The following is a 25433-nucleotide window of genomic DNA, read 5'->3' as shown; positions in this document are numbered from 1 at the left end:
TTCACCGCCAACGTCACCCCGGAGCTGACCAGGCGCGCGCTCGGTGCTGCGCTGGGCGATCCCTGCCGTCGCGCTTCCCCTCATCCTGATCGGCGTCGCGCTGGTCGCGCCAGCCGCGGTGAGCACGCTGCTGGCGGTGCTGGTCCTCGGGTTCGTGGTGGCGTCGTCCGAGCGTTCGACCAGGCGACAGACAGGACAGGCAGCAGCGGGAGCCGACCCTACAGCTGCGCCATGATCTGCCTGGCGATCACGCGCCCTGCCCGGTTGGCGCCGATGGTGCTCGCCTGCGGCCCGTATCCCGCGAGGAAGATGCGCGGGTCCTGCCACGACGCTCCGGAGGCGACGGTCAAGCCGCCGGACTTCTCGCGCAGCTTCAGCGGGGCCAGGTGACGCAGCTCCGGCCGGAACCCCGTCGCCCAGACGATCGCGTCCGCCCGCGTGAAAGAACCGTCCTGCCAGCGCACGCCGTCGCGCTCGATCGCGGCGAACATGGGACGTTCGACGAGCAGCCCGCGCTCGATCCCCGCAGCGATGCGCCTGGTGCGCGGCACGCCGGTGCCGCTCACGATGCTGGGGAGCGCCCCGCCTGCGCGCGCGGCAGCATCCTGCGCTGCGACGGCCGCGACGCCGCCCTCGATGGTCAACTCTGACTCGTCCTTGAACTCGACGGGCCTGCGGGTCGCCCACGCGACCTCTGCCGCGACGTTCTCGAGCTCCAGCAGGAAGCCGATCGCCGACGTCCCGCCGCCGACGACCACCACGGACTGCCCGGCGAACTCCTCGGCCGCGAGGTAGCCGGACGTGTGCACATGCCGCCCGGCGAAGTCGTTCATCCCCGGGTAGTACGGCACGAATGGCGCACCCCAGGTTCCGGATGCGTTCACCACCATCCGCGCGCCCGTCTCGCCGTTCGTGTGCTGCACGATCAGGTCGGCTCCCCGGTCGAACACGCTCGTCACGGTGACGGGCCGCTGCACGTCCAGCTCGAAGTGCTCCTCGTATCGCCGGTAGTACCCGGCGACGATGTCCTTGGCGGGGAGGGATCTGTCCGCGGTCTCGAAGCTGATGCCGAGCTCCGCCATGCCGGGCAGATCGTTGACGTGATGGGCGCTGCCGAGCTTGAGCGCATCCCACCGGTGCTGCCACGCGCCGCCCGTGACGGGACCGCGGTCGAACACGATGAAATCGGCGCCGGGAGTGAGCTCGAACCGGCGAAGATAGTATGCGACAGCGAGGCCTGCCTGGCCAGCGCCGATGATCGCCACCTGAGTGTCGGTCCTCGTCGTTGTCACGCGCCAATCCCATCATGTCTCGCTGTGCGCAAACTAAGGGGCACTCAGGTCCCACATGCTAAACTAGACGCTAGTTTTCACTGTTCCTGTTCGGATTCCCGGGTGGCTCATCTCCCACCCGGCCTGGCACCGTAAGGGGGTCACGCATGGGGCGCGGCCGTCAAAAGGCAAAGCACACCAAGATCGCGCGCGAGCTGAAGTCTTTCAGCCCGAACGTGAACTACGACGCGCTCGAACGTGAGCTGACGGGGCATTCTCACAACGACGAGCAGTACGAGAAGTGGGCGGACTACGAGCCGGAGGGCTACAAGGACGACTACGAGGACGAGGAGACGCCGAAGCGCGCTTGACGCTTCTTCCGGCACTCGGTTCCTGTTGCACGCCTGACGCTCACGCTGTCGCTGAAGCTGTCGGGTCGAGGCGTTTTCGCGCGCGCCCAGCCGCCTGATCCGGTCAGAGCCAGCCCTGCGATGCGGCGATCGTCGCCGCCTCCGAGCGGTTGCGCGCTCCCGTCTTGCCGATCGCGCTCGACAGGTGGTTGCGCACCGTGCCCTCGCTGAGGTGCAGCTCTCTGGCGATGTCCGTGATGCTTCCTCCGCGCCCGGCGACCGAGAGCACCTCGGTCTCCCGCGGTGTGAGAGGCGACGTCCCTGATGCGAGCGATTCCGCGGCGAGCGTCGGGTCGACGACCCGCAGCCCCTGCGCCACTCTGCGCACCGCATCCGCGAGCTGCCCTGACGGGGTGTCCTTGACCACGAACCCCGATGCGCCCGCCTCCATCGCCCTCCGCAGGTAGCCGGGCCGTCCGAACGTCGTGACGATCAGCGAACGGCAGGATGGGAACTCGGAGCGCAGCGCCGCTGCGGCCTGGATGCCGTCCATGCCCGGCATCTCGACGTCGAGGAGCGCGACCTGCGCTGAGGAGGCTCTGGCCGCATCCACCACGTCGTCGCCGCGTCCCACCTGGGCGACGACCGTCAGGTCCGGTTCGAGATCGAGGAGGGCCGCGAGGGCGCCGCGCACGAGCGCCTGGTCGTCGGCCAGCAGCAGCCGGATGGGGTCGGTCACGCGTCCGCCTTCCGCACCGTGAGACGCACCCCGCCACGGGGGCTCGCGCTGACGAGCACCCGCGCTCCGACCTCGCGGGCGCGGGCGATCAGGCCGTCGAGGCCGTTGCCGCGTGCCCTGGTAAGAGCGGTGTCCGCGAACGGGCCTCCGTCTCCGGTGCCCCGGCCGTTCGCTGCGCCGCGGGCCGGCTCCGTGGTCCGGCTGTCCCCTGCTCCGACGCCGCCGCCCCTACCGAGACCGACGATGCCCACAGCGCCGACCGCGGCCATCCCCCGGCCGTCGTCGTCGATCTGCAGCATGTCGCTCGTCACGGTCACCCAGCAGTTGCGCGAGCCGGAGTGCCTGATCACGTTGGTGACGCCCTCTCGCAGCACCCAGCCGAACAGTTCCCGCAGCTCGGGGTCCACACCGTCGCCGTTGCGGGGCAGGTGCGCTTCGATGTCCGCTGCTGCGAGCGCCGCCTGAGCCGCAGCGAGCTCTGTCGACAGGCTCATCTCGCGGTAGCCTGCGACCGCGGCGCGCAGGTCGGCGAGGGCGGAGCGGCTGAGTCGTTCGATGTCGGCGATCTCGTCCTCCGCCTTCGCAGGGTCGATGCCGACCAGGCGGCGGGCCAGCTCCGACTTCACCGTCACGACGGTGAGAGAGTGGCCGAGGACGTCGTGCATGTCGCGGGAGAATCGGGCACGCTCCTCGATCACGGCCAGCCTGGCGATCTCGCCCTGCGCCTGCCGCAGCGCCCGCAGCGACTCGATCTGGCGGGAGAACGCGGCCATCATCACGCCGATCGACACCGTCACGAGTGCGATGAACCAGTTGTCGTCGAACGACCCGTCGATGGCGATCGCGATCAGCTGGCCGACACCGATGGCCGCGATGATCACGATGGCGGTCCGCGTGCTGCGCAGGAGCATCCCCGCCGCGCAGGCCACGTAGACCCAGGTCCACGTCGTCGCCACCCCGATGAACGGGAACAGCAGGCAGGTGAACGCGAAGTACACCGCGATGCCCGTGACGCGCACCGACTCCCGCTCCCACCAGAGCAGCGGCGGCAGGAGCAGGAAGCCGAGGTAGACGACGATCAGGACGGCGGTGGCCGTCACCTTCGTGGCGAGCGCGCCGGCCGACGACCACAGACCGATCAGGACGGAGATCTGGTAGAGCAGGCCGACGACGGCGCCGGGGTACCAGCGGCGGGCCGACATGTGGGTGAGGCGTGGGACGACGCCCAGCGGCCGACCGTTCTCTGTGCTCTGCACGCTCACCAGCCTAGGCCGCGCGCCGTCAGCTGCGCGAAGCATCCCGCCGGTACCTCCAGATGATGAACGCGCCGAGCACGATCGTCCACCCGGCCAGCACGAGCGCCGGAGTCAGGACGTCGCCGCTCTGGTGAGCACCCATCTGGCCGATCCGGTTGAGCCAGTACGACGGCACGATCTGCGCCACGTTCGCGACCCAGGCCGGGAAGATCTGCAGCGGCACCCACAGGCCGCCGAGCACGGCCATGCCCATGAACACCGCCATGAACAGCGGCTGCGCGAACTCCGGCTTGGCGAACTGCCCGATCAGGATGCCGAGCAGCGCGAACGGGATCACCCCGCACCAGATGCCGAGTCCGGCAGTGAGCCAGTTCCCGAACGCGAGCGGCGGGTGGAACAGCAGTTCGGACACGGTGAAGATCACGACGATCGACACCAGAGCCATCAGCATGGCCGTGATCACTTTCGAGACCAGATAGCCGGTGCCGGTCAGCGGTGTGATGCGCAGCTGCCTGTTCCAGCCGATGGAGCGCTCCGTGACGATGTTGAACGCCTGGGACAGCGCCGCCATCATCCCGCCGTAGCTGGCCACCTGGATGGTCGTGACGACGATCCACGGCAGTTTGGTGACGGGATCGACCTGCCCGCTGCCGCCGAAGCTGCCGCCGAAGGCGACCAGCATGATCAGCGGGACGGCCAGGGTGAAGATCATCGAGCGGGCGTTCTTGAGCTGGCGGAAGGATTCCAGCCCTAGGTAGGCGATGCTCATCGGAGTGCTCCGTTCGTGATGGTGGTGTCTGAGGCGGCTGCGGTGTCTGCGGTGTCGGCGGCGGCTGCGGTGTCGGTGGATGCGCCGCCTGCCGCCCCTTCTGTGAGGGCGAGGAAGGCGTCGTCCATGGTGTGCGCCGTCACCTCGATGTCGTGCACGTCGGTGTGGGCGGCGAGGAGCGCGCGCAGGGTGGCATCGGAGTCGTCGCTGACGATGGCGACCTGCCCTGCACGGTGGTCGAGCGAGCGGACGCCGGGGAGGCGGCTGAGCGCATCCCGTGCGTCGTCCGTCCAGGCGAAGTCGATGGATGCGCGGATGCGCCTGCCGGAGACGACGGCCTTGACCTCGTTGGGTGTGCCGTCCGCCACCACGATCCCCTTGGACAGCATCACGATGCGGTCGGCGTACGTGTCGGCCTCATCGAGGTAGTGGGTGGCGAACACGACCGTGCGGCCCTCGTCGGTGAACTCGCGCATCGACTGCCAGAAGGTGCGCCTCGCCTCCACGTCCATGGCGGCGGTCGGCTCGTCGAGGAACAGCAGGTCCGGGTTCGAGACGACGGCGACCGCGAACCGCGCCCGCTGCATCTGCCCGCCGGACAGCTTGCTGACCCTCTGCTTGGCGATCTCGGTGCACCGTGCGCGTTCGAGGGCCTCCTCGACGCTCAGCGGATGCTTGTGCGCTGCGGCGACGAGGGCGACGGACTGCGCGACGGTGAGGGTCGGCAGGAGAGCCCCGCCCTGCAGCATCGCGCCGACGCGCCCTGCCTCGATCGCCGCCCGCGGATTTTCGCCGAACAGGGCGGCGGTGCCGGAGGTCGGATGCGCGAGCCCGAGCGCGAGATCTATGGTGGTCGACTTCCCCGCGCCGTTCGGGCCGAGCAGTGCGACGACCTCGCCAGGCGCGATGCTGAGGCTGACGCCGTTGACGGCCTGCAACGAGCCGAATGACTTCCGCAGGTCGGTGAGCTGGATGGCTGGTGTCTGATTCACCCTCTCAGCCTGGCGGGGCGAAAACGCGGTCGCGCAGAGCGGATGTCAGGGATGGCGGGTGACATTTGTCACGGGAAAGAGGTCGGCGGCGAGCAGAAGATACGACTCGCGGCCGTCGGGGAGAGCGATCGAATCCTCGCCGTAGACCCGGTATGCGATGTCCACCAGGGTTTCCGCGTCGGTGATGCGAACCAGGCAGATTCCGCTCCGCTGCCATCTCCGCTATCACCGCGTCGACATCGGGGCGCGGCAGGTAGACGGCATCGATGTCGGTCGTCACTCGGACGGCGTCGTCGCCTCCGTAGCGGAGCGCCATCGCCGCGCCACCGACGATCCGGATGTGCCCCGTGACACCACGCTCGCTCAGTCGTCTGGTCAGTTCATCCAGCAACTCGGCGACCTGGGCGCGGTCGAGTTCATTCTCGTCGCGACGCCTCATGCGCGACTCAGTGAGCGCTCGTCGATGTAGATGTTGAGATCACGCAGCCTCTGGGGCGTCGTCTCCCTGGCGCGTTGACGGAGAGAGTCGAACTGAGAGACATACCAGCGACGGGGAAGCTTTTGCGGCTTCGTCCAGGAGGGTCGGCGGTCCTCCGGCAGCGCATCCTCGTACATGGCGCGGAGGAACTGCTCCCATCGAGGATCGGAGAGCTGCGACGGCCGGGCGTTCAACTCTCGGTCCGTCAGCGCCTCCGGATGCTGCGCGACCATCTTCGCGGCCTGTGTGATCAGCCTCAACGCGAAGGCGGTGTCTCCGTCGGCGAGAGCTTCCGCCACCGAATCCGTGACCCTGGCAGGGGCATAGCGCGAGTACGGCGATTCCACAGCCTGGTCGACGACGAGCTGACGATCCATTGCTCGGAGAGCGCGCCGAAGAGTGTCGAGCTGGATCCGGCCTTCGCGCTCGGATCTCTCCATCTGGGAGACCGCCCCGGCCGTGACACCCAAGCGCTCGCCCAGCTCGTGGCCGGTCAGTCCGAGCTGTGCGCGCGTCGTGCGGATCAGATCAGTCATGCGTCAATTATAGCTGTAGCTATATTCAAGGCAATGTCCGCGGTCCGTCGCAACCACGGCGCCGGGTCGTTGTCCGCGTGCTGGAAGGCGCAGGAGCGGCCGGAGGGGTAGCCCAGCGGACGCCGTCACAGCGTCGAAGCAGCGGACTCGAATCGCGCTCCGCCCTCCCGGGCTCGGCCGAACCGTCAGAAGCGCGCCTCGCGCGACCCGCCGAACCGCACCAGCCCCACGACGCCGAGGATGCCGCCCGCCGTCAGCAGGGCGGCGCCGATCAGCATCGCGAGGTCCTGCGCCCCTGCGGCGGGGGCCGGGCTCGTCGGGTCGAGCGCAGGCAGGAGCGAGTCTCCGCCTGGGCCGCCGGTGCGCGACACCCCGGTGGCGAGGGCGCCCGAGGGGGTGCCTGGGACGGCGGGCAGCGTGATCGTGGCCGAGGCCGCATCCACGGTGGTCGTGGCGCGCTGCAGCAGCACGAAGAACGTGGAAGCCGGCGACCCTGCGGCCCGGGCGTGCAGCTGGACGTCGATGGCGGCTGTGGTCTGGCCCTCGCGGAAGGTGAGGCTGCCCGTGGTCGCGGTGTAATCGGCGCCGGCGATGGCGGTGCCGTCCGCTGTCGTGAAGTCGACCGTCGCTCCGCCTGCTCCGGATGCGCGGCTCACGGTCACGGTCGCGGTGCGTCCGTCGGCCGCGAGCGAGGTGGCGGTCACGCCGAGCGCGCCCGTCCCTGTGCTCACCGTGAGGGGCGCCGAGCCGGCGGAGGCGCGGAGGGAGGCGCCAGGAGCCGGCGTATACCGGGCCGTGACGGTGTGGTCGCCTGGCGGCGGAGCGGGGAGGTCGGCACGCGCGATGCCGAACGCGCCGACGGCCGCGTCCACCGGGCTGGCCCCGTCGATGGAGAAGCTGACTGTTCCGTCTGCGGGGGCGGAGAGGAACAGTCGGCCGACCGCGGCGGTCAGCGTGACCGTCGAACCCGCCGCGGCGAAGGACGGAGCGGAGAGCGCCGTCGTCGTGACCGTCGCGCAGGACGGGACGTCGCCGTCGATAGTGGCGGTCGCGCCGCCGAGACGCCACGTGGCGGACGGGACAGCGCGGCCGTCCAGCGTCAGCGACCAGACCGCGTGGTGCTCTCCCGGCTCGAAGTTGCTGGGCTGACCGCGGTCCGCCGCGCCAGGGACGATCGCGTTGGCGCTGGCGGAGGCGGCGAGGCGCACGGTGTCCTGCGCCGTGCTGCGGTAGCCGAGGAGCACGGTGCGCGCGGTGAGCGAGGAGCTGATGGGCGCATCCACGATGCAGTCGACGATGGGGGTGAGCGTGCCGGCGGGAACAGTGGATGCGACGGGATCAGCGGATGCGGCGGGGCCGGCGGACGGGGTGGGCGACGGACTCGCGGTCGGCGCCGCGGTCGCCTGGGCCGCGTCGGCCGAGGTCGCCGTGACGGCCTGCACGAGCACTCCCGCGCCGCTCACCGCGACGACGAGTCCGGCAACACCGAGCATCCTTCGGATACTGGAATACTTGGCGGCCACGCGCCAACTCTAGCCGTTGGGGGCCGACCGCCGCGTCTACCAGAACGGGTGACGCGCCATCCGCCGCGCGGTCAGCTCGCGTAGGAGCCGACGAGGCGCACCGCGCCGCCGTCCACGCCCTTCGCGCCCTGCTCGAAGCCGGTGAGGTCGCGCTCCGCCATCGACACCGTTCCGACGCGCCAGGCCGGGATGCCGTCGTCCTCGATCGCCCTGATGACCTGGTCGGCGGTCTGCGCCGCGACGACCGCGAGCATCCCGATGCCGAGGTTCCAGGTGCCCTCGCTCGACTCCAGGCTGGTGCCGGCCAGGTCGCTCAGGATGCGGAACACCGGGCTGGGCGACCAGCTCGCGCGGTCCACCTCCACCCAGGAGCCGACGGGGAGGACGCGCGCCAGGTTCGCCGCGATACCTCCGCCGGTGACGTGGCTCAGGGAGTGCACGGCGCCGCCGAGCGACGGCTCGCCGAGGACCCGCAGCAGCGGAGCGGTGTAGAGGCGGGTCGGCTCCAGCAGAGCCTCTCCGACCGTGCCGCCGAACGCATCCGAGTGGTCGGTGAAGCCGATGCTGTTCTTCGCCAGGATGTGACGGACGAGGGAGAAGCCGTTGGAGTGCAGCCCGGACGACGCGAGCGCGATGACCACGTCGCCGTCCTGCACCAGTTCAGCACCGAGCACGGCGTTGGCCTCGACAGCGCCGACGGCAGCGCCGGCCACGTCGTAGTCGTCCGGCCCGAGGAGTCCCGGGTGCTCGGCCGTCTCTCCGCCGACGAGCGCGGTGCCCGTCGCTTCGCAGGCGCGGGCGATCCCGGCGACGATGTCGGCGATGCGCGACGGCACCACCTTTCCGCAGGCGATGTAGTCGGTCATGAACAGCGGCTTGGCGCCAACCACCACGATGTCGTCGACCACCATGCCGACCAGATCCTGGCCGATGGTGTCGTGCTTGTCGATGGCCTGCGCGATCGCGACCTTGGTGCCGACGCCGTCGGTCGAGGTGGCCAGCAGCGGGCGGTCGAACATCTTCAGCGACGACACGTCGAACAGCCCGGCGAACCCGCCGACACCGCCCAGCACGTTGGGGCCGTGGGTGCGGGACACCGCCGCCTTCATCAGCTCGACGGCGAGGTCACCTGCCGCGGTGTCGACACCGGCTTCGGCGTATGAGGCGGACGTGGATGCTGGCTGATCGGTCACGGGTCAATCGTAACGGGGGTGGGCCGCTACTCCTTGCGCCCAGGGTCGCCGTACGACGGCAGCAGCACGCTCTCGAACTCCGCGTCCGGTCCAGGGTCGCAGCCGTCTGCCGCAGCGCCCTCTCCCTCGCCGCGCGGAGCCTCCGGACGTTCGAGGAGGTTCTTGCCGAGGTGGTGCGCATCCGGGAGCTCGATCGGGTACACCCCGGTGAAGCAGGCGGTGCAGAGGCGCTCGCGCGGCTGCTCCGTCGAGGCGATCATGCCGTCCTCGGAGAGGTAGCCGAGGCTGTCCGCGCCGATGGACTGGCGCACCTCGTCCACCCCGAGCCCTGTCGCGATGAGCTCTGCGCGCGAGGCGAAGTCGATGCCGTAGAAGCACGGCCAGGTGATGGGAGGGCTGGAGATGCGCACGTGCACCTCGGCCGCCCCCGCCTCGCGGAGCATCGAGACGAGCGCGCGCTGCGTGTTGCCGCGCACGATCGAGTCGTCGACGACCACCAGGCGCTTGCCCTTGATGACCTCTTTGAGCGGGTTCAGCTTGAGCTTGATGCCGCGCTGGCGGATGGTCTGCGACGGCTGGATGAAGGTGCGGCCGACGTACGAGTTCTTCACGAGCCCCTGGCCGAACGGGATGCCGGACGCCTGCGCGTATCCGATGGCGGCAGGGGTGCCGGACTCGGGGGTCGGGATGACCAGGTCGGCCTCGACGGCGTGCTCGCGCGCGAGCTGGCGGCCCATCTCGACGCGGGCCTCGTGGACGCCGCGGCCGGCGATGGTCGTGTCAGGGCGCGCGAGGTAGACGTATTCGAACACGCAGCCCGCGCGCTTCTCCTCGGCGAAGCGCTGGCTGCGGAGGCCGTTCTCGTCGATCGCGATGAGCTCGCCAGGCTCGACTTCGCGCACGAAGCTCGCGCCGACGATGTCGAGGGCCGCCGTCTCCGATGCGACCACCCAGCCGCGCTCCAGCCGGCCCAGCACCAGAGGGCGGACGCCCTGCGGGTCGCGGGCGGCGTAGAGGGTGTGCTCGTCCATGTAGACCAGGCAGAACGCCCCGCGCAGACGGGGAAGGACCTCGAGGGACGTCGCCTCGAGCGTGTGGTCGAGGTCGCCGGTGAGCAGCGCGGTGACCACGGCGGTGTCCGTCGTGTTGCCGCGGGACAGTTCGCCGTCGTGCTCCGGGTATCGGTCGTGGACGAGCTGCATCAGCTCGGCCGTGTTGGTCAGGTTGCCGTTGTGGCCGAGCGCGACCGTGCCGCTGGAGGTGCGGCCGAGCGTCGGCTGCGCGTTCTGCCAGCTGGATGCGCCCGTGGTCGAGTAGCGCGTGTGGCCGACGGCGATGTGGCCGGTCAGCGAGTTCAGCGCGTTCTCGTTGAACACCTGCGAGACGAGACCCATGTCTTTGTAGATGAGGATCTTCGAGCCGTCGCTGGTGGCGATGCCCGCGGACTCCTGGCCGCGGTGCTGCAGCGCGTAGAGGCCGAAGTAGCTGAGTTTGGCGACTTCCTCGCCTGGCGCCCAGACACCGAAGACGCCGCAGGCATCCTGCGGACCCTTCTCGCCGGGAAGTAGATCGTGACTGAGAAGACCGTCGCCTCCGGACAAACCGGAACCCCCTTCAGGGTGTTAGCTCTCGATGGATGTGCTCGTGCCTGGTGCGCTGCCGTCCGCCGGCCGCTCGGCCGGCTTCTCGGCCGGCTGCTCGCCGGGGGTGACGCGCACGTCGATTCTATCCGCCTGGACGGTGCGCGCCCGACGGTTCGTCGCCCGGTCGACCAGCAGGGCGACGACCGCCCCGATGGTCACCCCGACGGCCACGCCGATCGCCAGCAGGAAGCCGAAGACGCTGCCGCGGTCGTACGTCGGGTTCGCCGGGAACGCGAACGTGAGGATCAGCGCGACGATCGCGAACAGGATCGCGCCGACCAGCATGAACCGGAAGTATCGCGGCGACCGCCGCACGAGCACCGAGCTCTCGGTGACCGTGGTCTGTTCGTCGTTCTCCTGGCTCATGCATCCATTGTCCCTCACCTTTTCTGTGAGGTCGGAACGCTTCAGAAGCGCAGCGGGAGGAGCCCGTCGAGGGATGCGCGCTGGCCGGACGCGTGCACGGCGCCGGACGCCAGCGCGTCCTCCCACGGCGTCGCTCCGCTCGCCAGCGCGAGCCAGGTCGGCGCGTCCATCTCCACCACGTTCGGCGGCGTTCCCCTGGTATGCCGGGGGCCGGGGATGCACTGGGTCGCCCCGAACGGCGGCACACGCACCTCCACGGTGTTGCCTGGCGCGCGCTCGGCGAGGAGCTGCAGCAGGTAGCGCACGGCCATCGCGGTGGTGTTGCGGTCCGCTCCGCCCGCGAGCGCCGCGCGGACGGCAGGGCCGCCCTCCGCATCCTGGATCTTCGCTCTGGCCATCCCCATATCCTCTCAGCCTCTACCATTGGTCGCGTGAAGATTCTGGTCCTGGGTTCCGGTGCTCGCGAGCACGCCATCGTCACGTCGCTGCTGAGCGAGGAGGCCGAACACCGGATCGTCGTCGCCCCAGGCAACGCCGGGATCGCGGCCGATGTCGCCGTCGAGCCAGGGCTCGACCCGCTCGACGGCCAGGCCGTCACCGAGTACGCGATCGAGAACGGCATCGAACTCGTGGTGATCGGGCCGGAGGCCCCCCTCGTCGCCGGCGTCGCGGACCCGCTGCGCACGCGCGGCATCCCGGTGTTCGGTCCTGGCAAGGTCGCGGCGCAGCTCGAAGGGTCCAAGACGTTCGCCAAGCGGATCATGGATGCGGCCGGCGTTCCCACGGGCCGTGCGGTCCGCGCATCCACGCTGGTGGAGGCGGAGGAAGCGCTCGACGCGTTCGGCGCCCCGTACGTGGTGAAGGCGGACGGGCTCGCGGCGGGCAAGGGCGTGCTGGTGACCTCCGACCGGGATGCGGCCGTCGAGCACGCCGCGCACTGGCTGGCCCACGGCAGCGTGCTGATCGAGGAGTTCCTCGACGGCCAGGAGGTGTCCCTGTTCCTGGTGAGCGACGGGCACACCGTGCTGCCGCTGTCGCCTGCGCAGGACTACAAGCGGCTGCTCGACGGGGATGCCGGGCCGAACACCGGTGGCATGGGCGCGTACTCGCCGCTGCCGTGGCTTCCGGAGAACTTCGTCGACGAGGTCATCGACACCGTCGCCCTGCCGACCGTGCGCGAGCTGGCGAAGGAGCAGACGCCGTTCATCGGACTGCTCTACTGCGGCCTCATCATGACCAGCCGCGGCATCCGGGTGATCGAGTTCAACGCGCGCTTCGGCGACCCGGAGACGCAGGTCGTGCTCCCCCGGCTGGTGACGCCACTGTCCACGCTGCTTTTCGCGGCGGCGACCGGCGCGCTGGCCGGTGTTCCGCGTCCGGAGTTCGCGCTCGACACGGCGGTGACGGTCGTGCTGGCCAGCGAGGGCTACCCGGAGGCTCCGCAGACCGGTCGCCCGATCACCGGGCTGGATGCGGCAGCGGCGGTCCCCGAGGTGACCATCGCGCACGCGGCGACTGCCCGCGACGAGGCGACGGGCGCGCTGCTCGCGACCGGCGGACGCGTCCTCAGCGTCGTCGCCCGCGGCACCACGTTCGCCGAGGCGCGCGCCCGCGCGTACGAGGCGGTCGAGCTCATCGACCTCCCCGGCTCCCACTACCGCACCGATATCGCCGCCCGCGTCGCCGACTGACCCCGCGCCGCGCCCCGCTCCCCCACGCCATCGAGCCGGGAGTTGTGCACGCCCGGCGCCGGCGTGTCGCGTGCACAAGTCCCGGCTCGATGGCGTGTCAGGCGAGGAGGCGGGCGACGAAGGCGTTGCGGAAGGTGCCCGTGGGGTCGAACTCGGTGACGAGGTCGCGGAACGCGTCGAGTCGCGGGTAGAGACCGGGGACGACGCCGGCGGCGTCGAGATAGACCTTGCCCCAGTGCGGACGTGCTCCGAGGGGCAGCAGCGCGGCCTCCAGGACCGGGAGGATCGCCTCGACGCCCTCCTGGTCGCGCAGCCAGGTGAAGTGCAGCCCGACCGCGTCCGTGCCGTATGCGCTCGACAGCCACAGGTCGTCGGCCGCGACTGTGCGGATCTCGCTGATCTGCAGCAGCGGCGCGATCACCGGCGCGAGTTCGCGCACGGCCTTGATCGCCTCGACGGCGTTCGCCCGCGGCACCAGGTACTCCGACTGGATCTCCGCACCGTTCGACGGCGTGAACTCGAATCGGAAGTGCGCCAGCCTGTCACTCCACGGCCCGAAGACGCCGAGCTGCTCCGTGGTGTTGCGCACATCCATCGTCGCGATCATGTGGCGGGCTTCTGTGAGCGCCGTCGCCCCGAAGAAGTCGTCGCCGATGTCGGTTGGGTCGTCTGCGCGCTCCTTCAGCCAGGCGAGGCTGACCGCGTCCTCCGCCCAGTCGGTGAAGAGGGACACGCTGTACGCGGAGGAGGTGATGTCGTCGAACCGGTCGATGACCGCATCCCACGGCAGGCCGCCGAACAGACGCTGCCGCACGTCGTACGTCGGCCGGATGTCCAGCGTCACCTCGGTGACCACCCCCAGCGCGCCGAGCGACACCACTGCGCCGTCGAAGCCGGGCTCACCGCGGTGGAGGTCGACCAGCTCGCCGTCCGCCCGCAGGATGCGCAGGCCGCTGACGGCGGTGGCCAGGTTGCCGTTCCTGTCGCCTGAGCCGTGCGTCGCCGTCGCGATCGCGCCGGCGATCGAGATGTGTGGCAGGGACGCCAGGTTGTGCAGCGCCCAGCCGACGCTCTGCAGTTCGCGCGCGAGGTCGCCGTAGCGCACGCCGCCGCCGACCGTCACCTGCGATGCCGCCTCGTCGATCCGGATCGCCGACGGCAGGCCGGCGGTGCTCACGAGCAGCCGGTCGTCGTCGGCCAGATCGTTGAAGGAGTGCCTGCTGCCCAGGGCCCGCACCGAGCCGGCACCGAGCACGAGCTCCCGCAGTTCGTCGACGGACCGGGGATGCGCGATGCGCTCCGCCCTGTACGTGTAATTCCCCGCCCAGTTCTTCTCGTCCACCGTGGTCCTTCCTCGCACCGGCCGCTCCGTATGGAGTGCTGCCAGTCTGACACCGATGTGAACGTGCTCATCGCGAAATCTCCCCACCCGATGCGCGAAAGGTTTCCAATCGAACGCGGCCACCACCACACATCCGGACAGAAAGCAATCATTGTGCGCGGTTCTGCCCCCCGAGTAGCGTGACGCCTGTCGGATGCACCGGCGCGGAGGGAGTTCAACGTGACCGAATTCGAGTACGGCCCCGCGGAGTTCATCGTCGCCCAGTTCGAGGGCGAGCGACCGTCGCCGGGGGTGATCCAGGCCATCGTCGACCTGGTCGGCACCGGCACCGTCCGTCTCCTCGATCTGCTCTTCGTCTCGCGCTCGCTCGACGGCGACGTGGAGATCGTGGAGTTCGAGGACGCCGGAGACGAGTACGGACTGACCGAGATCACGCTCGAAGCCAGCGGGATCGCCGGATCGGAGGACGTCGACGACATCGCCGACCTCATCGACCCTGGCACCTCCGGCGCGATCCTGGTCCTCGAGCACACCTGGGCGAAAGACCTCGCCAGCAAGTTCTTCGCCGCGGGAGGGAACGTCGTCCACGCCGAGCGCATCCCGGCCCCCGTGGTCAACGCCGTCCTGGCCGAAGCGTCGGAAGAGTAGGGAGACACCATGCCGTTCATTCGTCGAGTCGGCCGTCCGGGATTGCTCGGACTGGCAGCGCGCACCGCCGTCGTCGCAGGGACGGCCACCGCCGTCAGCGGCGGAATGCAGCGACGCCAGCAGGAGAAGGCCATGGAGCAGCAGCAGGCAGAGCAGTACCAGGCCCAGCAGCAGCAGGCCCAGATGGATGCGGCGGCGCAGCAGGCCGTCGCGCAGCAGCAGGCAGCGGCTCCGGCAGCGGCCCCGGCCCCGGCCGGTGGCGGAACCGACCTCATGGCGCAGCTCCAGCAGCTCGCCGCCCTGCACGCGCAGGGGATCCTGTCCGACGACGAGTTCTCAGCGGCGAAGGCGAAGCTCCTGGCCTGAGCCGATCCGCTCGAACCGAACCGAGCCGCTCGAACCGAACCGAACCGACCGCCGTCGACCGTCAGGCGCGGCGGTAGCCTGGATGTCCGTCCGCCGACAGCCCTGACGCACCGGCGAGCTTGCCGAGGAGCGCGGCGAAGGCCTGCTGCTCGTGGGGGTCCAGGGGTGCGAGTACGTCCGCCTGGTGCGCTTCGGCGATCACGCGGAGCTCGCCGAGCATCCGTTCTCCCTCCGCGGTCAGGGCGAGTTCGTTGTTGCGGCGGTCGGCTTCGCTGCGGGTGCGTTCGACGAGGCCGCGGGCCTGCAGGTCGTCGATGAGGGCGACGAGCCTGCTCGGGACGGTGCCGAGCCGGTGGGCGAGGTCTTTCTGACTGATGCCGGGAGTGCGCCCGAGGACGCGCAGCACACCCGCATCCCGTGCCGTCAGGCCGAGCTCGGAGACGCGTTCGCCGAACCGGTCGGCCGCGGCGGCGCCGAGCTGCGCCAGCAGGAACGCGGTGCGCGGGCTCACACCGCTCTGGCCACGATGAGGGGTGGATGCGTCGGTCACTCCCATAGAATACCTCTTGCCATTAATGATTACAATGTGTAATCATTACTCTCATGAACGAAACCATTGCTCCGTCGCGGCGCCAGGGCGGACCGCACCTCGGCGTCCTCGCCATCGTGTCGGCGGCACTCGTCGTCGCCGCCATCGTCATCGGCGCCGCGCTCGCCAGCGGCACCGTGTTCGTCTCCCCGTTCGCAGGCAAGGCAGCCGTCGCCGCATACGCGCAGCAGGACTGGGCGAGCATCCGGGTGACAGCGATGCTGCAGTTCGGCTCCGCCGTGCCGTTCGGCATCCTCGCGGCGACGGCCTTCGCCCGCCTGCAGCGGCTCGGCGTGCGCGTGCCGGGCCCGTCGATCGGCTTCACCGGCGGTCTGACCGCGGCCATCCTGCTGATGGTGTCCGCACTCGCCACCTACCTCCTCAGCCGCCCGGAACTCACCACGGACGCCACCCTCGCGCTCGCCCTGTCGTTCCTCGCGTTCGCCACGGGCGGCGTCGGCTACGTGACGGGGATGGGGCTGCTGCTCGCCGGCATCGCGGTGCCGTCGCTCATCCTGGGACTGCTGCCTCGCTGGCTCGCCTGGGCGGGTCTCGTGATCGCCGCCCTGTCGGAGCTGAGCTTCCTGTCGCTCGCGATCGAGCCGCTGCAGTTCCTCCTGCCGATCGGCCGGTTCGGCGGCCTGGCGTGGCTGATCGTCGCCGGGTTCCTCCTTCCTGTCGACCGCCGCGAGGTGCGCGACCGCGACCGCGAGGGGGCGCGGGCATGAGCTCGGCCGGCGCCGGCGCATCCCCTGTCGCGTTCGTGCTCGGCGCGAACGGCCTGATCGGCAATGCGATCTGCCGCGAGCTGGGCGCTGAGGGATACACGGTCGTGCCCGCTGCGAGGGATGCGGAGGCGCTGTCAGAGCTCGCCGAGCTGCTCCGCGCATCCGGTGTCGACTGCCCGCGCACGTTCGCGTTCGACGCGACGGACGATGACGCTCTCGCCTCCGCGATCGACACGGTCGCGGCGGAGCACGGACTCTCCGTCGCCGTCAACAACGTGGGCCGCGGCCACCAGCCGACGCAACTCGCGCGGATGGAGCTGGACGAGTTCGACGCGGTGATGGCCGTCACGTTCCGCAGCGTCGCGGTCGCCATGCGGGCGGAGCTGCGCGCGCTGGCGGAGGCGACAGGACCCCGCGCCATCGTCAACGTCGCGTCCAGCGCCGGGACGGGCGCCGCTCCAGGGATGTCGGCGTACGTCGCGGCCAAGCACGCTGTCATCGGCTTGACCAGGACGGCGGCCATCGACGAGGCGCGCACCGGTATCCGGGTCAACGCCGTCGCGCCGGGCCCGATCGAATCCGGCCCGATCATGGCCAAGGACGCGAGCGTTCGCACGACGGTCGGCGGATACGTCCCGCTCGGCCGCATGGGGCTCGCGGACGAAGTCGCAGCAGCGGTGCGCTGGCTGGCGTCTCCTGCCGCGTCGTATGTGACAGGCGCCGTCCTTCCCGTGGACGGCGGGAAGTCCGCCTGAGCGCCGCCGCGCCGTACGATGGAAGCGTGACTTCCTCCCCCGAACTGGCCGACTGGTCGCACGTGTACTCCGGCAAGGTCCGCGACCTCTACGTCCCGGCCGGCCGCACCGGCCTCGGCGACACCGACGCCATGCTCGTCGTCGCCAGCGACCGCGTCAGCGCGTTCGACCACGTGCTCGAGCCTGGCATCCCCGGCAAAGGCGAACTGCTCACGACGCTCAGCCTGTGGTGGTTCGACCAGCTCACCGAGGTGCCGAACCACCTGATCCCCGATCACGTCCTCGACGGCGAGAAGGCGATCGAGCGCATCCCGGCAGAGGTGGCAGGACGGTCGATGCTGGTGAAGCCGCTCGACATGTTCCCGGTCGAGTGCGTCGTGCGCGGCTACCTCACGGGCAGTGGATGGGCGGAGTACCAGCAGACGCAGAGCGTGTGCGGCGTCCAGCTGCCCGCCGGCCTCACCGACGGCGACCGCCTCCCTGAGCCGATCTACACGCCGGCGTGGAAGGCCCCGCTCGGCCAGCACGACGAGAACATCAGCTTCGAGCGCACCGTCGAACTCGTCGGCGCCGAGGTCGCCGAGGAACTGCGCCGCCTCTCGCTCCTCGTCTACGAGCGCGGCGCGGCCATCGCGGAGGCGCACGGCGTGATCATCGCAGACACCAAGTTCGAGTTCGGCGCAGACCGAACGACCGGCGAGATCACGCTCGCCGACGAGGTGCTCACCAGCGACTCCAGCCGGTACTGGGATGCGGTCGCATACGCCGCCGGAACGACCCCGCGCGAGCGGATGGCCAGCTTCGACAAGCAGATCGTCCGCGACTGGCTCGCCGCCAACTGGGACAAGACGGGCACACCGCCGGAGCTCCCCTCGGACATCGTCGAGCGCACAGCGGCGCGCTACCGCGAGCTGCTGGAGCGGCTGACCCGCGACTGAGCCGCGCCTGACCCTGGTCCGGACCGCGCCGCGACCATGCGCATCCGGATCGAGCAGATTTCGAGAAGCGACGCCCTCGTGCCCGCTCGTAGCCTGGCGACATGACCAGCATCCAGCACATCACCCTCGAGGTCCCCGACCTCGCAGCCGCCGAACGTTTCTACTCGTCCGCGTTCGACCTCGGCTCGCTCATCGCGCTCCGGCAGTCCGACGCCCCGACCAGCGGCTTCCGCGGCTTCCACATCTCGCTGACCGTCGCGCGGCCGTCCACCGTGAACACCCTGATCGACTCGGCCGTCGCCGCGGGCGCGACGACCCTCAAGCCCGTCGCGAAGTCCCTGTGGGGCGTCGGCGGCGTGGTGCAGGCTCCGGACGGCGCCATCTGGAAGGTCGCGACCTCGGCCAAGAAGGACACCGGCCCCGCCACGCGCGCCTTCGAGTCGCTCGTGCTACTCCTGGGCGCGGAGGACATCGTGGCGAGCAAGAAGTTCTACGTCGACCACGGCTTGGCGGTCGACAAGAGCTTCGGCAAGACCTACGTGCAGTTCGCCACCCCGAAGGACACGGTCGGCTTCGGCCTCTACCGCCGCAGCGCCCTCGCGAAGGACGCGGGCGTGCCGGAGGAGGGCAGCGGCTCGCACCGCATCGTGATCGGCGGCGACGCCGGCGCGTTCACCGATCCGGACGGCTTCCCCTGGGAGTAACCGCGGCGGCCCCCGCGAGATACCAGTGACTGCCGACAACCGCATGGGGTGCGCGACAGTTGCTGGTATCTCGTGAACCCGGCCCCTGGACAGGGCTAGGTTCTGAGACATGCACGAACTCACCGCACCCGTCCCGACCGCGGCCGTCGCCGACGCCGCGGTGCGCCTCGGCATCCCGGTGGCCGCCGCGCCGGCAGGGCTCGTCGCCCTGCTGCCCGGCCGGCCGTTCGCCGGACCCGCCGCTCCTGTCACCCATCTCGGCAGTGTGGATGTGCTGCTCGAGACCATCGACGACGCCCCGCCGGGCGCCGTGCTCGTGGTCGACAACGGCGGCAGACGCGACGAAGCCTGCGTCGGCGACCTGATGCTGCTCGAAGCCAGAGAGTCCGGGATGCGCGGGGCGGTCGTCTGGGGACTCCACCGCGACACCGCCCAGCTGCGCGAGATCGGGTTGCCGCTGTTCAGCCTCGGCGCATACCCGTACGGTCCACGGCGGGTGCCTCCCGCCGGGCGGGCGATGCGGAGCGCGTTCCTCGACGGCGTCCCCGTCGCGGAAGGCGACTGGATCGTCGCCGACGACGACGGCGTGCTCGTGGTCGGGCGGGACCGGCGCGACGAGCTCGTGGAGACGGCGCTGCGCATCCAGTCGGTGGAGGGAGCGCAGTCCGAGCGGATGCGCGGGGGCGCGTCGCTGAGGGATCAGCTCGACTTCGCGGAGTATCGGCGCAGGCAGGCCGCCGACCCAGAGCTGACGCTGCGCCGCTACCTGCAGGAGACCGGCGGCGCGATCGAGACGTAGGGACGGGCCGGAGCCGCTCAGGACGCGGAGCGCACGCGCCGGGCCGGGCCCGGTCCCGCAGCAAGCACGCCGCCGGCTCCCTGCCGCACCGCACCGCGTTCCTTGCGATGCGCCACGGTGGTACTAGCGTGTCGGTCATGCGCACAACGGAGTCTCCCGACGAGCGTCGCCGCCACATCGCCGAGGCTGTGTGGCGGATCGTCCGTCGCGACGGGATCAACGCCGTGAGCACCCGCACGGTCGCCGCGGAGGCAGGGATGGTGCTCGGCTCGCTTCGCCACTACTTCCCCCGGCAATCCGATGCGGTGGCGTTCGCGATGCGGCTGGTCATGGAGCGGGCGACAGGGCGCATCCGGGGCATCGTCGCCGTTGCGGGGCCGGAAGGCGCGAGCGGCCCGGAGCTGCTGGAGCAGTTCCTTCCGCTCGACGAGGAGCGGAGGGAGGAGATGGAGGTCTGGCTGGTGTTCGCCGGCGCCGCCCTCGCCGACGACGCGCTCGCTCCGCTGAAGCGAGACTCGGACGCGACGATGCTCGCGATCATCCGGCGGATCGTGTCCGCCGCCGCGCCGGCGGACACTCCGCTCGACAGGGTCGAGCGGGTCGCCGACAGGATGCGGGCGCTCACGGACGGGCTCGCCGCCCACCTGGTCGGGCGATATCCGGCGCTCACGCCTGCGTCTGCACGCGCGATCCTGGCAGACGAATACCGCGGGATGTGGGCGTGAGCGGGCGCGCGCTTGGAATATCACCGCGGCTCCATGCGTTCGAATAGATCATGACCGAACTCCTTCCCGCCGACTCCGCGATGGGGGCCGTGACCCTCCGGGTCGCCGACCTCGACGCGATGACCGCCTACTATCGCGACGCCGTCACGCTCAGCGTGCTCGCGCAGGAGGGCGGCAGGACGATCCTCGGCCGCGGAGCGACGCCGGTCGTCATCCTGGAGCACGCCCCCGAGCTGCGTCACGCCGGTCCGCGGGATGCCGGCCTGTTCCACACGGCCATCCTGTTCGACACCGAGGAGACGCTGGCCGCAGCCGTCTACTCTGTCGCCCGTCGCGCGCCGGGCACGTTCACCGGCAGCGCCGACCACCTCGTCAGCAAGGCGTTCTACTTCACCGACCCGGAGGGCAACGGCGTCGAGCTGTACTGGGACCGCGACCGCACGCAGTGGAGCTGGACCCATGGGCAGGTCGAGATGGCAACGCTCTACCTCGACCCCAACGACTTCCTCGGCGAGCACCTCAGCGAGCGCGCCGCCACTCTGGCGGACGCCGCAGGCGACGAGCGCTTGGGCGATGCGGTCGTCGGCCACGTTCACCTGTCCGTCGGCGATGTCGCGACGGCGCGGGCGTTCTACGTCGACCGTCTCGGCTTCGAAACCACCGCGGCGCTGGGCGACCAGGCCCTGTTCGTCAGCGCCGGCGGCTACCACCACCACATGGCGATGAACACCTGGAACAGCAAGGGGGCGGGGCCCAGACGCCTCGCGCTCGGGCTCGGCGAGGTCGAGATCCACGTGCCGACAGCGGATGACCTCGGCTCGCTCACCGAGCGGATGCGGCACTACGGAGTGCAGACCCGCGACGACGGCCGCTCGGTGGCCTTCGACGACCCGTGGGCGAACACCGTGCGCGTCGTCGCCTGAACGACCAAGCCGCCCGCCCCGAGGTGGGGCGAGCGGCTCCGGATGCGCAGTGCGCGGTGCGTGCTGCCGGTCAGTCCGTGACGGGTGCCGCGTGCACTCCGTGCGGCGGCTCCTCGTCCGGCGCGAGACCGGTCGCGGGCGGCACATCGGCGGCGTGCGAGCCGTGGGTGACCGCATCCACCGGGACGGGCGCGGCGTGCGAGCCGTGCGTCGTCGCGCCGACCGGCTCGGCGACCGGCGCATCAGCGCCAGCACCGGCACCGGCACCGGCGGCCGCAGCAGCCTCCGCCACGGCGCCCGCGGATCGCGGACCCCACGCCGGCGGCTTCGGCTTCTCCCACCACACCACGATGAGCGCGCCCAGGAGGGCGACAGCCGCGGGGAGCAGCAGGGCCTCCGACATGGCCTGGGTGAATCCGGCGTGCAGGAACTGCGGCAGCTCGGTTCCCGCCGACGCCTCGGACGGGGTCGCTCCGCCAGGCGCCTTGGGCAGGTCGACGGCGAGACGGCTGGAGATCAGGGCGGCGATGGATGCGCTGCCGAGCACCGCGCCCACCTGGCGCGTCGTGTTGAACACCCCGGAGCCCGCGCCGGCCTGGTTCATCGGCAGGTTGCGGGTGGCCGTGGTGGAGATCGGGCCCCACACGCCGGACATCGCGATGCCGAGCAGGGCGCTCGGTGCGAGCAGCCACCAGATGGACACATCCGGGGTCAGCAGACGCGAGTACCAGAACAGCGACAGCGCGAACAGCACGAGGCCGGTCGTGGCGAAGTAGCGCGGGTTGATCCTGTCGATCAGCTTGCCGACGAACGGCGCGAGCACACCGGAGAAGATCGCCATCGGGGCGAGCATCAGCGCAGACTCGGTCGGAGTGAGACCGCGCACCGTCTGGAAGTAGAACACCAGCGGAAGCGCCATGCAGGTCACGGCGAAGCCGACGGCGGTGATGGCACCGTTCGACAGGGAGAAGTTGCGGTCGCGGAACAGCTTGAGCGGGAGCAGCGGCTCCTTCTTGTTGAACGCCTGCCAGACCACGAACGCGATCAGCACGACGATGCCGGAGATGATCAGGCCCCACACAGTGATCGGGCCGGTGATGGTGCCCCAGTCGTACGTCCCGCCCTCCTGGATGCCGAACACCAGCAGGAACATGCCGACGGCGCTCAGGATCACGCCGAGGATGTCGAAGCTGTGCGAGTGCGTCGGCAGCTTCGGGACGAGGCGGGCGGCGAGGATGAACGCGACGACGCCGACCGGGACGTTGATGAAGAAGATCCACTCCCAGCCGAGCCCGTCGACGAGCACGCCGCCGAGCAGCGGGCCGATCAGGGTGGCGACACCGGCGACGGCGCCCCACAGCCCCATCGCCGCACCGCGGCGGTCTGGCGGGAAGATGCGGGTGATGACGGCCATCGTCTGCGGCGTCATCAGCGCGGCGCCGAGACCCTGCACGACACGGGCCGTGATGAGCATGCCGATGCCACCGCCAGGCAGGACACCGGAGAAACCGCACCAGGCCGAGGCGAGCGTGAAGATCACGAGGCCGACGAGATAGAGGTTCTTCGGGCCGAACCGGTCACCGAGGCGACCAGTGATGAGCAGAGGGACGGCGTAGGCGAGCAGGTAGGCGCTGGTCACCCAGATGACCGCGTTGTAGTCGGTGCCGAGGTCGAGACCCTTCATGATCGCCGGGTTGGCGACCGACACGATGGTCGTGTCGATGAGGATCATGAAGAATCCGATGACCAGGGCCCAGAGTGCCGGCCACGGCTTCAGTTCTTTTTCCATGGAAGTGTTCCTGTCAGTGGTGCTTCTCCTCGGACCAGGACAGTACGCCTGATTCGAGGTCGTCGATGAGGGATTCCAGCCAGGTCGCTTCGACCTCGCTGATCGCCCGGCTGTACTGGACGTTGATCCAGTACTTGCGGGGGAGCTGCTTGGCCTCGAGGTCGGCGATGCCCGCATCCATCACCGCCAGGTCGGCCCGGATGAGGGCGACCCTGTTGCGGAGGAGCTGGATGACGGACTCGACGGGCAGGTTGTGCGACTCGCCGAGAGCAAGCGGGAATTCGGGATATTCGTTGATGGGTGTTGCGATGATCTCCGCGATGCGCGCGGTGAGCACGTGATTGCCCTGTTCGGTGATCTCGTACGTCGTGCGCTCCGGCCGGTTGCCTTCGCGTTCGGTGCCGGTCGCCCGCACCAGCCCCTGACCGGCGAGCCGGTCGACAGCGTGGTACAGCGAACCTGGACGCACCTTGACCACGCGTTCCTCCGACCGCTGCACCAGCGTCTGGTACATCTCGTACGGGTGCATCGGCCGCTCGACGAGCAGCGCGAGGGCTGCGACGCCGAGCGACGTGAGCGTGTTGGTGGATGGCATGGGGAAGGTGATCCTTGTTATTCCGGACTGATTATTCCTTGAGGAATATACGGCGCGGGGCAATGGGTTGTCAACCCCGCCGGCGTGCCGTTCCGCCGGATCGCGCGCGAGGCGCCCAATGGCCACTCGCCCTCTTGACAGCACCTGTTCGCGTGCTCGATAGTTCTTTTACAACGTTGTTGGTAAACGTTGTAGAACCGCAGAGGGAACGCATCCATGACTGACTCCACCATCGTCCTCAGCCGCGCGAACGCGGTCGGCCCCGTGCGCCGCCGCACCTTCGGCTCCTTCGTCGAGCACCTCGGACGGTGCGTGTACGACGGCATCTACGAGCCTGGCCACCCCACCGCGAACGAGGATGGTTTCCGGTTGGATGTCGTCGACCTCGTCAAGGAGCTCGGCTCGACCACCGTGCGCTACCCGGGCGGGAACTTCGTCTCCGGCTTCCGCTGGGAGGACTCTGTCGGCCCGCGCGAGAACCGCCCGGTGCGCCGCGACCTCGCCTGGCACTCGCTGGAGACCAACCAGGTGGGCCTGGACGAGTTCTCCCGCTGGCTGAAGCTCACGGACTCCGAACTGATGTTGGCCGTCAACCTCGGCACCCGCGGCATCGAGTCGGCGCTCGACCTGCTCGAGTACGCCAACCACCCGTCCGGCACCGCGCTGAGCGACCAGCGCGTGGCCAACGGCACGCCGGAGCCGCACAACATCCGGATGTGGTGCCTCGGCAACGAGATGGACGGCCCGTGGCAGACCGGCTACCTCACGGCCGACGACTACGGCAAGCTCGCCGCCCGCACGGCAGCCGCGATGAAGATGGCGGACAAGGACCTCGAACTGGTGGCCTGTGGTTCCTCCGGCTCCGGGATGCCCACCTTCGGTGAGTGGGAGCGCATCGTGCTCGAGCACGCGTACGACCACGTCGACTTCATCTCCGCGCACGCCTACTACCAGGAGCGCGGAGGCGACCTCGGCTCGTTCCTCGCCTCCTCGGTGGACATGCAGTACTTCATCGACACCGTCGTCGCGACCGCCGATCACGTCGGCTACAAGCTCAAGAGCACCAAGAAGATCAACATCTCGTTCGACGAGTGGAACATCTGGTATCTCGACGAGCACCAGGCCAGCGACGAGATCAACGACGAGTGGCGCGTCGCCCCTCGCCAGCTCGAGGACGTCTACTCCGTCGCGGACGCCGTCGTGCTCGGCAACCTGCTGATCACCCTGCTGAAGAACAGTGACCGCGTCGCCTCCGCATCCCTCGCCCAGCTGGTCAACGTGATCGCTCCGATCATGACCGAGCCCGGCGGAGACGCCTGGCGGCAGACCACGTTCTTCCCGTTCTCCGTCACCAGCAGGCTCGCGCGCGGCACCGTCCTGCGCCCGGTGATCGACGCTCCGACCTACTCCACCGCGGTCCACGGCGAAGCGGCGGTGGTGGATGCGGTCGCGACCTTCGACGAGGAGGCCGGGACGGGCGCGGTGTTCCTCGTCAACCGCGACCAGACCGCATCCCGCACCGTCAGCATCGACGTGCGCGACCTCGGCGCCTCACGGATCACGGAGGCCGTCACCCTCGCCGACGACGACGTCTACGCCAAGAACACGATCGACGACCAGACCCGCGTCGGCCTCGCGCCCAACACCTCCGCGACCATCGAGGACGGACGGCTCACCGTCGCGCTTCCTCCGGTGTCGTGGTCGGCGGTCGCGTTCGGCTGACGC

The 25433-nt window shown here is 70.0% G+C and carries 29 protein-coding genes; 14 read left to right on the top strand and 15 right to left on the bottom strand.

Annotated features, from left to right (window positions below; translation table 11 throughout):
- The first annotated feature begins 43 nt into the window (after nucleotides 1-43).
- The gene (locus tag ASE16_RS18110) at nucleotides 44-235 is read left to right on the top strand and encodes a hypothetical protein (RefSeq protein WP_055898395.1); all 192 of its coding nucleotides are present in this window, start codon (nucleotides 44-46) and stop codon (nucleotides 233-235) included.
- On the opposite strand, the gene ASE16_RS18105 is transcribed toward ASE16_RS18110, so the two are convergent.
- On the bottom strand, nucleotides 219-1292 hold the full coding sequence (locus ASE16_RS18105) for an NAD(P)-binding domain-containing protein (protein ID WP_055898393.1): 1074 nt from the start codon (nucleotides 1290-1292) through the stop codon (nucleotides 219-221). The two genes, ASE16_RS18110 and ASE16_RS18105, sit on opposite strands and share 17 nt — an antisense overlap.
- 146 nt (nucleotides 1293-1438) lie before the next feature.
- Here ASE16_RS18105 and ASE16_RS18100 point away from each other — a divergent pair, with 146 nt between their 5' ends.
- Nucleotides 1439-1642 (top strand): DUF3073 domain-containing protein, encoded by a 204-nt coding sequence (locus tag ASE16_RS18100; protein WP_055898390.1) that lies wholly within the window; start codon nucleotides 1439-1441, stop codon nucleotides 1640-1642.
- 103 nt (nucleotides 1643-1745) lie between these two features.
- Here the strand turns inward: ASE16_RS18100 and ASE16_RS18095 are convergent, their stop codons facing one another.
- The 4 genes from ASE16_RS18095 to ASE16_RS18080 are packed head-to-tail and all read right to left on the bottom strand — an operon-like array spanning nucleotide 1746 to nucleotide 5377.
- On the bottom strand, nucleotides 1746-2360 hold the full coding sequence (locus ASE16_RS18095) for a response regulator transcription factor (protein WP_055898386.1): 615 nt from the start codon (nucleotides 2358-2360) through the stop codon (nucleotides 1746-1748).
- The gene (locus ASE16_RS18090) at nucleotides 2357-3616 is read right to left on the bottom strand and encodes a sensor histidine kinase (protein ID WP_235500631.1); all 1260 of its coding nucleotides are present in this window, start codon (nucleotides 3614-3616) and stop codon (nucleotides 2357-2359) included. Before ASE16_RS18090 ends, ASE16_RS18095 begins: the two co-directional genes overlap by 4 nt.
- A gap of 25 nt (nucleotides 3617-3641) precedes the next feature.
- Nucleotides 3642-4385 (bottom strand): ABC transporter permease, encoded by a 744-nt coding sequence (locus ASE16_RS18085; RefSeq protein WP_055898383.1) that lies wholly within the window; start codon nucleotides 4383-4385, stop codon nucleotides 3642-3644.
- Entirely contained in the window at nucleotides 4382-5377 is a 996-nt protein-coding gene (locus tag ASE16_RS18080) for an ABC transporter ATP-binding protein (RefSeq protein WP_082581564.1), read from the bottom strand. The genes ASE16_RS18085 and ASE16_RS18080 overlap by 4 nt, the downstream gene beginning before the upstream one ends.
- A 157-nt stretch (nucleotides 5378-5534) precedes the next feature.
- Here ASE16_RS18080 and ASE16_RS18075 point away from each other — a divergent pair, with 157 nt between their 5' ends.
- Nucleotides 5535-5846 carry a hypothetical protein gene (locus ASE16_RS18075; protein ID WP_055898379.1) on the top strand — a complete coding sequence of 104 codons (312 nt, stop codon included), beginning with the start codon at nucleotides 5535-5537 and terminating at the stop codon, nucleotides 5844-5846.
- Here ASE16_RS18075 and ASE16_RS18070 read toward each other — a convergent pair.
- From ASE16_RS18070 to ASE16_RS18045, 6 genes are all read right to left on the bottom strand, one after another.
- On the bottom strand, nucleotides 5813-6391 hold the full coding sequence (locus ASE16_RS18070; protein WP_055898376.1) for a helix-turn-helix domain-containing protein: 579 nt from the start codon (nucleotides 6389-6391) through the stop codon (nucleotides 5813-5815). The genes ASE16_RS18075 and ASE16_RS18070 overlap by 34 nt on opposite strands.
- A gap of 185 nt (nucleotides 6392-6576) precedes the next feature.
- On the bottom strand, nucleotides 6577-7914 hold the full coding sequence (locus tag ASE16_RS18065; protein WP_157480464.1) for a Calx-beta domain-containing protein: 1338 nt from the start codon (nucleotides 7912-7914) through the stop codon (nucleotides 6577-6579).
- A 71-nt stretch (nucleotides 7915-7985) separates the two neighbouring features.
- Complete coding sequence (purM, locus tag ASE16_RS18060; RefSeq protein ID WP_055898372.1) at nucleotides 7986-9107, bottom strand: phosphoribosylformylglycinamidine cyclo-ligase; 1122 nt, start codon at nucleotides 9105-9107, stop codon at nucleotides 7986-7988.
- A 26-nt stretch (nucleotides 9108-9133) separates the two neighbouring features.
- Nucleotides 9134-10708 (bottom strand): amidophosphoribosyltransferase, encoded by a 1575-nt coding sequence (purF, locus tag ASE16_RS18055; protein ID WP_055898369.1) that lies wholly within the window; start codon nucleotides 10706-10708, stop codon nucleotides 9134-9136.
- A 21-nt stretch (nucleotides 10709-10729) separates the two neighbouring features.
- A complete protein-coding gene (locus ASE16_RS18050; RefSeq protein WP_055898367.1) occupies nucleotides 10730-11116 on the bottom strand; it encodes a hypothetical protein in 387 nt (128 codons plus the stop codon).
- Between the two features lie 41 nt (nucleotides 11117-11157).
- Nucleotides 11158-11514 carry a sterol carrier family protein gene (locus tag ASE16_RS18045; RefSeq protein WP_055898364.1) on the bottom strand — a complete coding sequence of 119 codons (357 nt, stop codon included), beginning with the start codon at nucleotides 11512-11514 and terminating at the stop codon, nucleotides 11158-11160.
- A gap of 33 nt (nucleotides 11515-11547) precedes the next feature.
- Here ASE16_RS18045 and purD point away from each other — a divergent pair, with 33 nt between their 5' ends.
- On the top strand, nucleotides 11548-12807 hold the full coding sequence (purD, locus tag ASE16_RS18040; protein ID WP_055898361.1) for a phosphoribosylamine--glycine ligase: 1260 nt from the start codon (nucleotides 11548-11550) through the stop codon (nucleotides 12805-12807).
- Between the two features lie 97 nt (nucleotides 12808-12904).
- On the opposite strand, the gene ASE16_RS18035 is transcribed toward purD, so the two are convergent.
- Nucleotides 12905-14149 carry an FAD-binding protein gene (locus ASE16_RS18035; RefSeq protein WP_055898356.1) on the bottom strand — a complete coding sequence of 415 codons (1245 nt, stop codon included), beginning with the start codon at nucleotides 14147-14149 and terminating at the stop codon, nucleotides 12905-12907.
- Nucleotides 14150-14368: 219 nt separating this feature from the next.
- Between ASE16_RS18035 and ASE16_RS18030 the strand changes: the two genes are divergently transcribed.
- Nucleotides 14369-14797 carry a DUF6325 family protein gene (locus tag ASE16_RS18030; protein ID WP_055898353.1) on the top strand — a complete coding sequence of 143 codons (429 nt, stop codon included), beginning with the start codon at nucleotides 14369-14371 and terminating at the stop codon, nucleotides 14795-14797.
- 9 nt (nucleotides 14798-14806) lie between these two features.
- A complete protein-coding gene (locus ASE16_RS18025; RefSeq protein ID WP_055898350.1) occupies nucleotides 14807-15163 on the top strand; it encodes an SHOCT domain-containing protein in 357 nt (118 codons plus the stop codon).
- Between the two features lie 61 nt (nucleotides 15164-15224).
- On the opposite strand, the gene ASE16_RS18020 is transcribed toward ASE16_RS18025, so the two are convergent.
- Entirely contained in the window at nucleotides 15225-15713 is a 489-nt protein-coding gene (locus ASE16_RS18020) for a MarR family winged helix-turn-helix transcriptional regulator (protein ID WP_235500630.1), read from the bottom strand.
- Nucleotides 15714-15766: 53 nt separating this feature from the next.
- Here ASE16_RS18020 and ASE16_RS18015 point away from each other — a divergent pair, with 53 nt between their 5' ends.
- The 7 genes from ASE16_RS18015 to ASE16_RS17985 all read left to right on the top strand — a co-directional run bounded on the left by ASE16_RS18015 (nucleotide 15767) and on the right by ASE16_RS17985 (nucleotide 21324).
- Complete coding sequence (locus tag ASE16_RS18015; protein ID WP_200949691.1) at nucleotides 15767-16480, top strand: hypothetical protein; 714 nt, start codon at nucleotides 15767-15769, stop codon at nucleotides 16478-16480.
- Nucleotides 16477-17235, top strand: coding sequence for an SDR family NAD(P)-dependent oxidoreductase (locus ASE16_RS18010; RefSeq protein ID WP_055898344.1), 759 nt, complete (start codon nucleotides 16477-16479; stop codon nucleotides 17233-17235). Before ASE16_RS18015 ends, ASE16_RS18010 begins: the two co-directional genes overlap by 4 nt.
- Nucleotides 17232-18173: a phosphoribosylaminoimidazolesuccinocarboxamide synthase gene (locus tag ASE16_RS18005; RefSeq protein WP_055898342.1), complete on the top strand. Its 942-nt coding sequence runs from the start codon at nucleotides 17232-17234 to the stop codon at nucleotides 18171-18173. The genes ASE16_RS18010 and ASE16_RS18005 overlap by 4 nt, the downstream gene beginning before the upstream one ends.
- 101 nt (nucleotides 18174-18274) lie before the next feature.
- A complete protein-coding gene (locus tag ASE16_RS18000) occupies nucleotides 18275-18877 on the top strand; it encodes a hypothetical protein (RefSeq protein WP_055898340.1) in 603 nt (200 codons plus the stop codon).
- A 109-nt stretch (nucleotides 18878-18986) separates the two neighbouring features.
- On the top strand, nucleotides 18987-19676 hold the full coding sequence (locus ASE16_RS17995; protein ID WP_055898339.1) for an RraA family protein: 690 nt from the start codon (nucleotides 18987-18989) through the stop codon (nucleotides 19674-19676).
- A 137-nt stretch (nucleotides 19677-19813) separates the two neighbouring features.
- Entirely contained in the window at nucleotides 19814-20401 is a 588-nt protein-coding gene (locus ASE16_RS17990) for a TetR/AcrR family transcriptional regulator (RefSeq protein ID WP_162255991.1), read from the top strand.
- A 50-nt stretch (nucleotides 20402-20451) separates the two neighbouring features.
- The gene (locus ASE16_RS17985; protein ID WP_055898333.1) at nucleotides 20452-21324 is read left to right on the top strand and encodes a VOC family protein; all 873 of its coding nucleotides are present in this window, start codon (nucleotides 20452-20454) and stop codon (nucleotides 21322-21324) included.
- 70 nt (nucleotides 21325-21394) lie between these two features.
- Here ASE16_RS17985 and ASE16_RS17980 read toward each other — a convergent pair whose 3' ends face one another.
- Entirely contained in the window at nucleotides 21395-23113 is a 1719-nt protein-coding gene (locus tag ASE16_RS17980; RefSeq protein WP_055898330.1) for a DHA2 family efflux MFS transporter permease subunit, read from the bottom strand.
- A gap of 13 nt (nucleotides 23114-23126) precedes the next feature.
- The gene (locus ASE16_RS17975) at nucleotides 23127-23708 is read right to left on the bottom strand and encodes a PadR family transcriptional regulator (protein WP_055898326.1); all 582 of its coding nucleotides are present in this window, start codon (nucleotides 23706-23708) and stop codon (nucleotides 23127-23129) included.
- Nucleotides 23709-23924: 216 nt separating this feature from the next.
- On the opposite strand from ASE16_RS17975, the gene ASE16_RS17970 reads away from it, so the two are divergent.
- Nucleotides 23925-25430 carry an alpha-N-arabinofuranosidase gene (locus ASE16_RS17970; protein ID WP_055898323.1) on the top strand — a complete coding sequence of 502 codons (1506 nt, stop codon included), beginning with the start codon at nucleotides 23925-23927 and terminating at the stop codon, nucleotides 25428-25430.
- Nucleotides 25431-25433: the final 3 nt, after the last annotated feature.

This window comes from Leifsonia sp. Root227 (assembly GCF_001428745.1).
Taxonomy (GTDB): Bacteria; Actinomycetota; Actinomycetes; order Actinomycetales; family Microbacteriaceae; genus Leifsonia.
This window is presented reverse-complemented; position numbering and strand designations above follow the sequence as displayed.

Bases quoted from the DNA above. Each gene is read 5' to 3' on its own strand.
- ASE16_RS18010 (WP_055898344.1), top strand. From the start codon at position 16,477: ATGAGCTCGGCCGGCGCCGGCGCATCCCCTGTCGCGTTCGTGCTCGGC.
- ASE16_RS18025 (WP_055898350.1), top strand. From the start codon at position 14,807: ATGCCGTTCATTCGTCGAGTCGGCCGTCCGGGATTGCTCGGACTGGCA.
- ASE16_RS17980 (WP_055898330.1), bottom strand. From the start codon at position 23,113: ATGGAAAAAGAACTGAAGCCGTGGCCGGCACTCTGGGCCCTGGTCATC.
- ASE16_RS18000 (WP_055898340.1), top strand. From the start codon at position 18,275: ATGACCAGCATCCAGCACATCACCCTCGAGGTCCCCGACCTCGCAGCC.
- ASE16_RS17975 (WP_055898326.1), bottom strand. From the start codon at position 23,708: ATGCCATCCACCAACACGCTCACGTCGCTCGGCGTCGCAGCCCTCGCG.
- ASE16_RS18015 (WP_200949691.1), top strand. From the start codon at position 15,767: ATGAACGAAACCATTGCTCCGTCGCGGCGCCAGGGCGGACCGCACCTC.
- ASE16_RS18070 (WP_055898376.1), bottom strand. From the start codon at position 6,391: ATGACTGATCTGATCCGCACGACGCGCGCACAGCTCGGACTGACCGGC.
- ASE16_RS18045 (WP_055898364.1), bottom strand. From the start codon at position 11,514: ATGGCCAGAGCGAAGATCCAGGATGCGGAGGGCGGCCCTGCCGTCCGC.
- ASE16_RS17995 (WP_055898339.1), top strand. From the start codon at position 18,987: ATGCACGAACTCACCGCACCCGTCCCGACCGCGGCCGTCGCCGACGCC.
- ASE16_RS17970 (WP_055898323.1), top strand. From the start codon at position 23,925: ATGACTGACTCCACCATCGTCCTCAGCCGCGCGAACGCGGTCGGCCCC.
- ASE16_RS17985 (WP_055898333.1), top strand. From the start codon at position 20,452: ATGACCGAACTCCTTCCCGCCGACTCCGCGATGGGGGCCGTGACCCTC.
- ASE16_RS18100 (WP_055898390.1), top strand. From the start codon at position 1,439: ATGGGGCGCGGCCGTCAAAAGGCAAAGCACACCAAGATCGCGCGCGAG.
- ASE16_RS18050 (WP_055898367.1), bottom strand. From the start codon at position 11,116: ATGAGCCAGGAGAACGACGAACAGACCACGGTCACCGAGAGCTCGGTG.
- ASE16_RS18085 (WP_055898383.1), bottom strand. From the start codon at position 4,385: ATGAGCATCGCCTACCTAGGGCTGGAATCCTTCCGCCAGCTCAAGAAC.
- ASE16_RS18075 (WP_055898379.1), top strand. From the start codon at position 5,535: ATGTCCACCAGGGTTTCCGCGTCGGTGATGCGAACCAGGCAGATTCCG.
- ASE16_RS17990 (WP_162255991.1), top strand. From the start codon at position 19,814: ATGCGCACAACGGAGTCTCCCGACGAGCGTCGCCGCCACATCGCCGAG.